This is a genomic window from Helicobacter sp. 23-1048, assembly GCF_053654545.1.
The window spans coordinates 123,153-135,768 of sequence record NZ_JBSIUT010000001.1; the positions used below are offsets into that span (position 1 = coordinate 123,153).

The 12,616-nt window shown below is 42.1% G+C and carries 11 protein-coding genes; all 11 read left to right on the forward strand.

Going from position 1 to position 12,616, the window contains the following annotated elements; all coding sequences use genetic code 11:
• Positions 1-30: 30 nt before the first annotated feature.
• The 11 genes from ACWIWK_RS00605 (at position 31) to trpD (ending at position 12,604) form a co-directional block, all read left to right on the forward strand.
• Positions 31-1,152 (forward strand): pyridoxal-phosphate-dependent aminotransferase family protein, encoded by a 1,122-nt coding sequence (locus ACWIWK_RS00605; protein ID WP_454149892.1) that lies wholly within the window; start codon positions 31-33, stop codon positions 1,150-1,152.
• Positions 1,152-2,060, forward strand: coding sequence for a tRNA (adenosine(37)-N6)-dimethylallyltransferase MiaA (gene miaA, locus ACWIWK_RS00610; RefSeq protein WP_454149894.1), 909 nt, complete (start codon positions 1,152-1,154; stop codon positions 2,058-2,060). Before ACWIWK_RS00605 ends, miaA begins: the two co-directional genes overlap by 1 nt.
• 64 nt (positions 2,061-2,124) lie before the next feature.
• On the forward strand, positions 2,125-3,939 hold the full coding sequence (gene typA / locus ACWIWK_RS00615; protein WP_454149896.1) for a translational GTPase TypA: 1,815 nt from the start codon (positions 2,125-2,127) through the stop codon (positions 3,937-3,939).
• A gap of 196 nt (positions 3,940-4,135) precedes the next feature.
• The gene (locus tag ACWIWK_RS00620) at positions 4,136-5,704 is read left to right on the forward strand and encodes a phosphoethanolamine transferase (RefSeq protein WP_454149898.1); all 1,569 of its coding nucleotides are present in this window, start codon (positions 4,136-4,138) and stop codon (positions 5,702-5,704) included.
• Entirely contained in the window at positions 5,704-6,267 is a 564-nt protein-coding gene (locus ACWIWK_RS00625) for a class I SAM-dependent methyltransferase (protein WP_454149900.1), read from the forward strand. Before ACWIWK_RS00620 ends, ACWIWK_RS00625 begins: the two co-directional genes overlap by 1 nt.
• A 341-nt stretch (positions 6,268-6,608) precedes the next feature.
• The gene (locus tag ACWIWK_RS00630) at positions 6,609-7,229 is read left to right on the forward strand and encodes an NAD(P)H-dependent oxidoreductase (RefSeq protein ID WP_454149902.1); all 621 of its coding nucleotides are present in this window, start codon (positions 6,609-6,611) and stop codon (positions 7,227-7,229) included.
• A 10-nt stretch (positions 7,230-7,239) separates the two neighbouring features.
• The gene (locus ACWIWK_RS00635; protein ID WP_454149904.1) at positions 7,240-9,627 is read left to right on the forward strand and encodes a ribonucleoside-diphosphate reductase subunit alpha; all 2,388 of its coding nucleotides are present in this window, start codon (positions 7,240-7,242) and stop codon (positions 9,625-9,627) included.
• Positions 9,575-10,102 (forward strand): Sua5 YciO YrdC YwlC family protein, encoded by a 528-nt coding sequence (locus ACWIWK_RS00640; RefSeq protein ID WP_454149906.1) that lies wholly within the window; start codon positions 9,575-9,577, stop codon positions 10,100-10,102. Before ACWIWK_RS00635 ends, ACWIWK_RS00640 begins: the two co-directional genes overlap by 53 nt.
• A 120-nt stretch (positions 10,103-10,222) precedes the next feature.
• On the forward strand, positions 10,223-10,687 hold the full coding sequence (locus ACWIWK_RS00645; protein WP_454149908.1) for a hypothetical protein: 465 nt from the start codon (positions 10,223-10,225) through the stop codon (positions 10,685-10,687).
• Positions 10,688-10,726: 39 nt separating this feature from the next.
• Complete coding sequence (locus ACWIWK_RS00650; RefSeq protein WP_454149909.1) at positions 10,727-11,557, forward strand: CAP domain-containing protein; 831 nt, start codon at positions 10,727-10,729, stop codon at positions 11,555-11,557.
• Between the two features lie 33 nt (positions 11,558-11,590).
• Complete coding sequence (gene trpD / locus ACWIWK_RS00655; protein WP_454149911.1) at positions 11,591-12,604, forward strand: anthranilate phosphoribosyltransferase; 1,014 nt, start codon at positions 11,591-11,593, stop codon at positions 12,602-12,604.
• Positions 12,605-12,616 lie beyond the last annotated feature (12 nt).

The window sequence follows — 12,616 nt, forward strand, 5'->3', positions numbered from 1 at the left end:
TCTCACATCATAAACCTAAAGGAGCGCGTAATGTTACTTTTCACACCCGGACCAACCCCCGTTTTAGAATCTATTCGCAAGGCGATGAGTGAGCCTACTTTACACCACCGCACGCCAGAGTTTGAGGCGATTTTCTCGCGCGTGCGCGAGAATCTAAAAGACTTATTAAATATGCCAGAAGTGCTCATGCTCGCTTCTAGTGGAAGTGGAGCAATGGAATCGTGCGTAAGAACCTTTTGCAAACAAAAGCTCTTAGTAATCAATAGTGGAAAATTTGGCGAGCGGTTTGGCAAAATCGCTAAAGCATACAACATTGATTACGCTGAGATTATCCACGATTGGGATACGCCTGTGAGCGTGGAAGAAGTCATAGAAGCGTTTAAGGCAGATAGCGCGCTTGATTGTCTTTGCGTGCAAGTGTGCGAATCTGCTGGGGGCTTACGCCACCCCGTTGAGCAAATCGCCAAAGAGCTTAAAAAAATCAAGCCAAATGCAATGGTTGTGGCTGATGGCATCACAGCGATGGGTGTCGAACCCATTGACACAAGCCACATTGACGCGCTTATCGGTGGCTCACAAAAGGCATTTATGCTCCCACCGGGTCTTAGCATTATTGGGCTCTCGCAAAATGCTATTGATATGGCAAATGAACGCAACATTGGCTTTTATTTTAACCTCAAAACCGAGCTTAAAAACCAAAGTGCCAACACCACCGCTTGGACTGCCCCTACCACAATCATTCAGGGCTTGGAGGAATATTTTCGCATCGTGCAAGAAAATGGCGGGATACACCGTGTGTATAAACACACAAAAGCGCGTGCATTAGCGATGAATGAAGCACTAAAGGCACTTGGCTTACACATTTATCCAAAGTCCCCTGCTCTAGCGATGAGCGTAATCTATGATGAGACAAATGCTGCGCCACTGCGTAAGATTCTAAAAAATACATTTCATATAAATGCTGCGGGCGGGCAAGACCATATCAAAACAAGCATTGTGCGCTTTAACAATATGGGGCTTATCCCTGTGTATGAGAGTGCTTGGGCGATTAACGCATTAGAGCTTGCGCTACAAGAAGCAAAACTGCGGACATTTGATGGCATTGGCAATCGTGTATTTTTACAAAACTACTATGCGCTTTTAGAATCTTGATGCGGATAATCGCGCTCATTGGTGCAAGTGCAAGTGGCAAAAGCGCACTTGGCTTAGCACTTGCAAGGGAATTTGACATTGAAATTTTTTCACTTGATTCCCTAAGTATTTACAAATACATTGACATCGCCTCTGCTAAGCCCAGCATAGATGAACTCAATGAAATAACGCATTACGGTATCAATATTTTAGAGCCACATCAAAAATGCAATGTAATGACTTTTTGGAATCTTTTAGACAAAGCCATTCAAACCTCAAAACAAAAAGGCAAACGCGCACTTTTGCTTGTGGGTGGGAGTAGCTTTTATCTTAAAAGTATGGTCGATGGGCTTAGCCCGATGCCAAAGCTAAATAGCCAAATCATTGCGCACGCACAATCCATAGATAAGCCATTTGAGTTTTTGCAACGCATAGATAGCGCGTATTGTGCAAACATTTCGCCAAATGACACTTATAGAATCCAGCGGGCTTTAGAGATTTACTTCGCCACGCATAGCACGCCAAGCGCATATTTCGCCACGCATAAAAAAATTACAATGCCCGCATTAGAGAATCTTTGTATTTTTTCCCTCCAAATGCCAAGAGAAACATTAAGAGAGAGGATTTTTAAGCGCACCCGACAAATGATTGATAAAGGGCTTATTGATGAAGTGAAGTTTTTATCACAACGCTACCCTCTAGATTCTCAAGCATTTAAGGCTATTGGGATAAAAGAAACGCTCCGCTACCTTAATCTCACGCCAAAAGAGCAAGATATAAATGTGCTGTGCGAGGAAATTGCCACGCACACCGCTCAGCTTGCCAAAAGACAAACCACTTTTAATCACACACAATTTCCAACAGCCAAATTTCTGCCCTTAGATTCCCTTACGCAAGAATTACGGCATATTTTGCAAACAATTTTATAACCTTTTAAGCACAAATATTTTATAATTACGCCTTTTTGGCAAGATTATCACAAAGGTATTATCAATGCAAGACACACAAAATATCCGCAATATCGCCGTTATCGCTCACGTAGACCACGGCAAGACGACATTAGTAGATGGGCTTTTAAGCCAATCAGGCACATTTAGCGAGCGCGAAAAAGTCGATGAGCGCGTAATGGATAGCAACGACTTAGAAAAAGAGCGCGGTATCACAATCCTCTCCAAAAACACCGCCATAAACTACAAAGGCACGAAAATCAACATTATCGACACGCCCGGACACGCGGACTTTGGAGGCGAAGTAGAGCGCGTGCTAAAAATGGTCGATGGTGTGCTACTGCTTGTCGATGCGCAAGAGGGCGTGATGCCACAAACCAAATTTGTCGTAAAAAAGGCACTAGGCTTTGGAATCCGCCCCATTGTCGTGGTAAATAAAATCGACAAACCCGCCGCCGAGCCTGATAGAGTGGTAGATGAAGTCTTTGATTTATTCGTGGCGATGGGTGCGAGCGATGAACAGCTAGATTTCCCCGTGATTTATGCAGCGGCGCGGGACGGCTATGCAATCAAGAATCTAGAGGACGAAAAAAAGAATTTAGAGCCGTTGTTTGAGGCGATTTTGCAATCTGTCGCCGCGCCTAGTGGGAGCAGCGAAAATCCGCTCCAAATGCAGGTTTTCACGCTAGATTATGACAACTATGTCGGCAAAATCGGCATTGCGCGGGTGTTTAATGGCGTTGTCAAAAAGGGCGAATCCGTGATGCTTGCCAAGGGGGACGGCACAAAAGAAGTCGGCAAAATCACCAAACTCATCGGCTTTATGGGACTTGCCCGCACCGAGATAGAGAGCGCGGGAGCGGGAGATATTGTCGCTATTGCGGGGTTTAATGCCGTTGATGTGGGGGACTCCATAGTCGATAAGGACAATCCTATGCCCCTAGACCCTATGCACTTAGAAGAGCCCACGATGAGCGTGTATTTCGCGGTGAATGATAGCCCGCTCGCTGGCACGGAGGGCAAACATATCACAGCAAACAAAATCAAAGATAGATTGCTCAAAGAAATGCAGACAAATATCGCAATGCGGTGCGAGGAAATGGGCGAGGGGAAATTCCGCGTGAGTGGGAGAGGCGAGCTCCAAATCACTATTTTAGCGGAGAATCTTAGGCGCGAGGGCTTTGAGTTTAGCATTTCACGCCCCGAAGTGATAATCAAAGAAGAAGAGGGCGTAAAAAAAGAGCCCTTTGAGCATTTGGTAATCGACACGCCACAGGACTTTAGCGGGACGATTATCGAGCGACTTGGGCGCAGAAAGGCAGAAATGAAAGCGATGAATCCTATGGGCGATGGATTTACGCGATTGGAGTTTGAAATCCCTGCGCGAGGGCTTATCGGCTATCGTAGCGAGTTTTTGACCGATACAAAGGGCGAGGGGGTGATGAATCATAGCTTTTTAGAGTTTCGCGCATTTAGCGGGAGCGTGGAGTCGCGCAAAAATGGCGCACTCATCTCTATGGAAGCAGGCGAGGCGACAGGATTTTCGCTTTTTAATATTCAAGAGCGAGGGGTGCTATTTATCGCGCCACAGGCAAAAGTCTATGTGGGAATGGTGATAGGCGAGCACAGCAGGGACAATGACTTAGATGTAAATCCCATAAAGGCAAAGCACCTTACTAATATGCGCTCAAGCGGGGCAGATGAGGCGATTAAACTCGTCCCACCGCGTGATTTAACGCTAGAGCGGGCATTAGAGTGGATAGAAGAAGATGAGATTTTAGAAATCACGCCACTAAATCTTAGAATCCGCAAAAAGATTTTAGAGCCAAACTTGCGAAAAAGGGCAAATGCGAAAAAATAAACTAAGTCGGAGTTTGTAGATGTTTTTAAACGATAGTTTTTTGGTGAAAAATTTTGTGTTGCTATTTGTGATAAACTCGCTATACATCACTTTAGCACAATTTTACAATCTCCCAAAATTTTTTGACTCCTATTGGTTTTATTGCTTTTTCTTCCGTGAGGCAATGCTTTTTTGCACTTATTTTGCGGTGTTTTGTGTGATACATTACATTCCTTTGAAGTGGATACAATCAATAATTGTGAATCTCGCAGTCCTGTTAAGCGTTGTGTTGCTTTTGGTGAATGTTTTTTTAGCCTATAATTTTGGTGGAACGCTTAATGAATATCTCGTGGGAGTCGCCTTTGAGACCAACCCCAATGAATCGCAAGAATTTCTTTTTACATATTTTGATGTATGGCTTATATTATCTTACCTAGCGATTATATTGCTTTTGGCTTTTGTATATATGAGAGGCGATTATATCGCCAAAGCATTGGTTGGGAAAGTAGCACCATTAGATTCTAAAAAGTCATTGAGGGGGGGGGGCAGAGTTGTTTGGGTGATATTTATCGCCCTGCTTGTTCTGCTTATCGCTATCCACATTTTTCGCTTGCGCCCCCCAGATGAGCGTCAAAGTGATGTGCTCTACAACGCCACTACCTCTATTTATAGTGCGTTTAAAAAAGTCCGTGAGCAAATCCGCCAATTTGAAAATTTAGCCATAGACTTTGAGGGCTCTATTAAAGACATTGGATTCTCTCCCATACAAACCAAAGACAAAATTGACACCGTTGCCTTAATCATTGGAGAATCTGCGCAACGAAATTTAATGCAACTTTATGGTTACTACCTGCCAAACACGCCCAACCTCATCGCCCTACGCCAAAACTCACCAAAAAATTTGCTTGTTTTTACTGATGTTATCTCCTCTCAAGTTACCACTTCAGAATCTCTCTCGCAAACACTCACTTTCGCCAATCAAGAGGATTTACACACGCCTTGGCACACGCACTTAAATATCATCGATATAGCAAGGCTTGCAGGATACAAAACCATTGGCATTTCTAACCAAGAGCGTTATAGCGTGTGGGCGAAAGCAAGCACAAGTATTTTTAATCGTAATGACGAACTCCATTGGCTAAGCATAAGCTCTTCTTTTGATGGCTCAAAGCCAGATGGCAATATCCTGCCCATTTTAGATAAATCTCTCCAACAAAATGAAAAAGAAAATGTGTTTATCACTCTGCATTTAATGGGTAACCACGCCACTTATTACAAACGCTATCCAAAAACATTTGATATTTTCACTCAAAAAGACATAACAAGCCAGCGAGGAGCAAAAACTATCGCTGAGTATGCCAATGCCACTGCTTATAATGACTTTGTGTTGAGCGAAATATTCAAGCGATTTGAACAAGGCGATAGCATTGTCTTTTATTTCTCCGACCACGGCGAAGAAGTATTTGATAGCCTTAATATGGGCGGGCATAATGATATTACCATTTCACGCTTTATGCTTGAGATTCCATTTATTATTTATGTGAGCGATACATTTATACGCAAACACCCACAAACTTACGCAAGGCTTAAAGCCGCGCAAAATACGCCATTTATGAATGATGACTTTATCCACGCGTTTATTGATATTTTGGGATTCCACATTGATGGCTTTGAGCCACACCGCAGTCTATTTAGCACCGATTTCACTCCACGCAAAAGAATGGTGGGACTAAGGGCAAACAAAGATTATGACGCAGAGCTCAAGTCTCAACAAAGGTTGCCATAATGTTTGTGTTTAATTTTCTAAAGAAGCCAAAACAAACAGGCGCGATACTGCCTAGCTCTAAAAAGCTCGCTCTTGCCATCACACACGGCATCGCTTTAGAATCTGCAACCCACATTGTAGAGCTTGGGGCTGGCACAGGCGCATTTACACAAGCAATAGTGCAAAAAAAGAATAAGAATGCGCAATTTTTGGCTATCGAAATCAACGAAAAAATGGCGCAAAAACTTGCTAAAAAAATTAGCAATGTGGATATAGAAATAAATTGTGCGCAGAATCTCAAAGAAATTTTAGCCCAAAAAGACATACAAAAAGTTGATTGCATTATTTCTGGTTTGCCTTGGACATTTTTCAAAGATACACAACAAGATGAACTCTTAGCTATGATTTATGAATGTCTCAATGAGGGTGGATATTTTGTGGCGTTTGTTTATGCCTTTGCGTTCTCGCCATTTCGCAGGAGAAAATTTGCAAAGAAACTTACCAAAACATTCGGCAATGTGGAGATTCCAAAAATTGTGTGGAAAAACTTCCCCCCAGCTATTATTTATAGATGTAAAAAGTAAGTGTGGATTGGAGTGTCTTGTTTGGGTTATTTGCAAATCAAAACATACGCCCAAAAGCCTACTGTTAGACAAATATGAAAATTTTTATTGCCCTTGCCAATAGTGCGAGATTCTCATTTTTGCCACATTTTTTTCCTAAAAATTGCTCCAAAATTTGGGTATAATATCGCTCTATTTTAACAACACGAAGTTTGATTCTGCGATACTCACGCTTACCTCAAATATCGTGGTTTTAGAGCTTTTATTAGAAATTGCAGGTGCTTGATTTTAAGAGATTTTAACCCAAAGCCTCTTAGCAAAGCAATCTATCTTAAAATTACAAATGATTCTAAGGAGAGAGAATGGATACATTTTTGGAGGGCGTTGCTTTTCGGCACGCTTGCAAAATTTTTGATGAAGATAAAAAAATCCCAACTGAAGTATTTCAAAATATTTTACAAGTGGGGCTTAATGCGCCAAGTTCCTTTGGTATGGAGCCTACACGCATAATGGTGATAAAAAATCCAAAGGTTAGGCAAGACATACAGCCACTTTGTTGGAATCAAGCTCAAATCACTACCGCAAGCGAGCTTGTAATTTTTAAAACCCTCACTACACAGCTTATCCCGCCAAGCAACTATATAAAGCAGGCTATGGCACGCAAGCAAAAAACACCCGAACAACTCAAAGCCTATGAGGAACGCTATACAAACTACCTCAAAGACAAGGGTTATGATGAATATAAGATTGGCTATTGGGCGGCATTACAAAGCTATATCACCGCAACTACGATGATGGATTACGCTTCATATCTAAAGATTGATACTTGTATGATTGAGGGCTTTGAAAAAGCCCCATTAGAGCAGTATTTTAAGCTAGATAGTGCGGAGCAAATCACGCTTTTGCTGGCGTTTGGATATAGGATTAAGCCACAGAGTAAGCGATACCGCATTACTTTAGATGAATTTATAGAATATAAATAAAGGAGAATGTATGCTAAACACATTTACTGTAATCAAACGAGACGGACGCATTGAAACACTAGATGTCTCTAAAATCAAAAAATACACCTCAAGTGCCACAGAAAACTTGGAGGGCGTGAGCTCAAGTGAGTTAGAACTTGATGCAAAAATCCACTTTAAAGACAAAATCACCACTGGTGAAATCCAAAATACCCTTATCCAAACCGCTGTGGATAAAATCGATGTCGATGCGCCAAATTGGACTTTTGTAGCAGCAAGACTTTTCCTCTATGACCTTTATCATAAAGTTAGTCGCTTCACAGGCTATAAGCATTTACGCGACTACTTTGAAAATGCAGAATCTCAAGGCAAAATCGTGCGTGGATTAAAAGAAAAATTTGATTTAGATTTACTAGATTCTCACATTCAGCCAGAGCGGGATTTGCAATTTAATTATCTTGGTATTAAAACGCTCTACGACCGCTACTTGCTAAAAGATAAAGACAATCAGCCTATTGAGCTACCTCAACATATGTTTATGGCAATCGCGATGTTTCTCGCGCAAAATGAAAAAGACAACAATGAGTGGGCAATCAAATTCTACGATATGATTTCTAAATTTGAGGTGATTTGTGCCACGCCCACGCTTGCAAACGCACGCACACCGCGTCATCAGCTAAGCTCTTGCTATGTGGGGAGCACGCCTGATAATATCGAGGGAATCTTTGATGCCTACAAAGAAATGGCGTTGCTAAGCAAGTATGGTGGTGGAATCGGCTGGGATTATTCTAAGGTGCGCGGACTTGGAAGTTTTATCGATGGGCATAAAAACGCTGCGGGTGGCGTTGTGCCGTTTTTAAAAATCACCAACGATGTCGCCATTGCGGTTGACCAGCTCGGCACACGCAAAGGCGCAATCGCCACTTACTTAGAAGTGTGGCATTATGATGTAAATGAATTTATCGATTTGCGTAAGAACTCTGGCGAAGAGAGACGCCGAACTCACGACTTGTTTCCTGCACTATGGATTTGTGATTTGTTTATGAAACGCGTGGAAGAAGATGGGCGATGGACGCTCTTTGACCCATATCAGTGCCCAGAACTCACAGAACTCTATGGTGAAGAGTTTGAGGCGAAATATATCGAATATGAAAACAATCCAACGCTTATCAAAAGCAATGTAAGCGCAAAAGAGCTGTGGAAAAAGATTCTCACCAATTATTTTGAAACAGGAATGCCATTTTTGTGCTTTAAAGATAATGCCAATCGTGTCAATCCAAACGCACACGCTGGAATCATACGAAGCTCAAACCTCTGCACCGAGATTTTCCAAAATACCAAGCCAAATACTTATGTCGTGCAAGTAGAGTTTGAAGATGGAAGTATCGCTGAGTATGCTGAAATGCAAGAAGTAACAACCGACAACAATATTACCAAAAAGGCGAACAAACTTACAAGCATAGATTCTCTTAATGGCAAAAAAGTCTTTATCACGCAAAGAATCTGCAAAGATGAAAATGCTGGAGAGACTGCTGTATGCAATCTAGCGAGCATAAATCTAAGCAAGATTCACACAAAAGAGGACATTGAGCGCGTGTTGCCAATAGCGATTAGAATGCTTGATAATGTCATTGAACTCAATTTCTATCCAAATCGCAAGGTAAAAACCACCAACCTTAAAAATCGCGCCATAGGACTTGGTGTAATGGGTGAAGCACAAATGCTTGCTACACAAAAGATTGAATGGGGAAGCGATGTGCATTTACAAAAAATCGATGAGATTATGGAGTGCATTAGCTTTAATGCCATTAGTGCAAGTAGCGACTTAGCAAAAGAAAAGGGCAAATACGAGCAGTTTGATGGCAGTAATTGGAGCAAAGGCATTTTCCCCATTGATATGGCAAACAAAGAAGCACTCAAACTTGTCAATAGAAGTTTGTTTAAAGATTCTTGTGATTGGAGTTCTTTGCGCCAAAAGGTTAAAGAGCAAGGTATGAGAAATGGCTATCTTATGGCGATTGCTCCTACTAGCTCGATTTCAATTCTCGTTGGCACGACACAGACTATCGAGCCTGTGTATAAACGCAAATGGTTTGAGGAAAACTTAAGTGGCGTGATTCCCGTAGTCGTGCCAAATCTCACACTAGATACTTATAACTTTTACACACCAGCGTATGATTTAGACCAAACACTTATCATAAAAGCCGCTGCCGTGCGACAAAAATGGATAGACCAAGGACAAAGCACTAATATTTTTATGCGCCTTGACAAAGCAGGTGGCAAATACCTTAACGAAATCTATATGCTTGCGTGGAAATTAGGGCTAAAAAGCACCTATTACTTACGCTCACAAAGCCCAGAGATTGATGAGGGGCTTGATACTATGGATAGAAGCATTGAATGCTATAACTGCCAATAGCGTAAATACACTTCGCCCAAACACCATAGGCGATAGTGTCATCTTAGCCCAAAGTGATACCACGGCGGGCTTTTTATGCAAAAATAGCGCAAGGCTTAATCACATTAAAAACAGAAACCCCAAGACAAAAACACTTATAGAATCTCCCAATCTCGCCACACTAAAAATGCTCTCCCGCGTCCCAAACACACATAAAAATCGCATAAGACAAGCAACTCTAAGACAAGCTAAAACAACTTTCATTTTCCCAAATGGCAATGCCATTCGCCTTGTATCCCAACCAAAACAACAACGCGTGCTACAAATTTTTGGTGCGCTCTTTTCATCATCAGCCAACACACACAAGGCGGACTTCAAACGCAATGAGGCAATAGCAAAAAGCGATATAGTGGTGCTAGATTCAAGAGATTTGTTTCAAAGCACTCCATCTCAAATCCTACAACTTGGCACACACAAGATGCGCAAGATACGATAGAATCTGTTGTTACAAAAATACATTCACAAAACAAAAACTCCACAAAAAATAAAAAACAATACACATTTCTCTAAAATAAGTGCTATAATCGTGCCTTGTAATAAAAAATAAGGAGTGGCAATGCCTAAAAAACAATCTAAATCAACCACCACGCAAAAATCTCCCAGTAAATCTATCGACAAACCAGCCCTAAGCACGACCAAGCAACAAGGCATTAAAACGAAGTTTAGCCCAAATGACATAAAGGATAAGCAAGGGGATTATGTCATTTTAAACGATGTATTTAGGACTTTTGCCGTGCAGGCTTCTTTTGTGCAGTATTGTGGGAGGCGCGATATTTCTCTTAAAACCAAAATCAAGCCAAGAAATGCGAAGCAAATCCAGCACTACACCCAAAGTGAAGATTACAACTCAAATGTGTCATCTGTAACGATGAAAATCAAAGATTTGCTCGAAGTTATCAAGCAAATTAAGGAGTTTGAGCGCACTACACACCTTAAACCCAAAAAACTCCAAGTGATTTTTATGCAACGATTAAATGAGTGGGAGCGATTACAAAACAAAATTGCCAAGCAAGATTCTTAAACCCTCGTCAAATACAGAATCTCCAATCAAAGGAAAGTCGTGGCAAAGCTATACCAACTCTTTTTTATAAGCCTGTTTTTTCTAAACACACACGCACTTGCTCAAAGCATTCAATACGACCAGCAAGATTTAGCAGGCATTATTAACAACTACCGCTTTAATGCCAATCTCCCCACACTCCAAAATCACAAAACCCTGCAAAGAATTGCCGATAGAGTGGCGTATTTGCTTGCCTATGATAACACCATTTTAAGGCAAAAATCAACCATTGGCGCGCTGTTTAAAAACATTGATTTAGACATTTCATTTTATCGAGTCTTCGCCACTTATGGCAATATGCAAACCACAGATTTGACAAAACACCTAGTAGAGAAAAACTCCGCTGACATCTTTAGTCAAAAATATGATTATCTTAGCATTGGCTTATATGAAAAAAATAATATGCAATACATAGTCGCGCTCCTTGCCAAAGAAATACAAGACACCCAAAGTGAAGTCCAAAAAGTTATCGCTCTAACGAACCAAGCCCGCAGAGCGAATGGAATCTACAATGATGTCTTTTATGATGAAGATTTAAGCAGAGCCGCACTAAAAAGAGCAAAAGAAACCGTGCGCTTATTTGACCACAAACGCCCTGATGGCAGGAATTTTTACACGGTGTTTGAGGAATTTGGCATTGACTACATTGTAAGTGGGGAAAATCTCGCATCTGGGCAAGCAGACGCCTATGAAGTGGTAAATGGCTGGATGAACTCACCCGGTCATCGTGCTAATATTTTAACCAAAGATTTTGATAGCATTGGGGTTGGATTGTTTTTCTATCAAGGGCAGGCGTATTGGACACAGCTTTTTACCAAACAAGCGCAATAGATTCTAAAAACTTCAACTTAAAAAGGCGATAAAATGATACAAGAAGCGATTTTGGCACTCACACAAAAGCAAGATTTGAGTTTCGCTCAGGCAAAAGAAGTGATGGATGAGATTATGCAGGGCATTGCGAGTCCAGCGCAGATGGCGTCATATCTCACTGCATTAAGCCTAAAAGGCGAGAGTATCGATGAAATCACTGGTAGCGCGATGAGTATGCGGGAGCATTGCGTGAAACTTTTACATAATCACAATGTGCTTGAAATTGTCGGCACAGGGGGCGATGGCGCAAATTCGTTTAATATCTCTACTACCGCGTCCCTTGTGGTATCAAGTGCGGGGGTAAGCGTGGCAAAGCACGGCAACCGCGCGGCAAGCTCCAAAAGTGGCGCAGCCGATGTGCTAGAAGCATTAGGCGTAAATATCAATCTCCCGCCTGAGCGCAGTTTGGAGCTAATGCAAACAATCCACATTTGCTTTCTCTTTGCGCAAAATTACCATATCGCTATGCGCTATGTCGCGCCCATTCGCAAAGAACTAGGCATTAGGACGATTTTTAATATTTTAGGACCGCTCTCAAACCCTGCTGGTGCGAATATGGAGCTTATGGGCGTGTATGATGAAAGCCTTGTGAAGCCTTTGGCGCGAGTTATGAATAATTTAGGCGTTAAACGCGCAATGGTAGTCTATGGCAAGGACAAACTTGATGAAATCTCCGTGAGCGCGAAAACCGCCGTGTGTGAAGTGATAGAGGGGCAGTTTAGAGAGTATGAAATCGCGCCTAGCGACTTTGGCTATCCACTGCGCCAAAAAGATGAGATTCGCGGGGGCGATGCGGTGCAAAACGCCCAAATCACGCGTGAGATTTTAAGTGGCAAAGAGCGCGGGGCGAAAAGAGAAGCCGTGTGTCTCAACGCGGGGGCTGCACTCTATGTGGCAGACAAAGTGAGCGATATAGCGCAAGGCGTGAAAATGGCGGAATCGCTCATTGATTCAGGCAAGGCTATGGCGCAATTAGAGCGGTTTATTGTAGAGAGTAATAAAAATTAGGCAAGATTCACG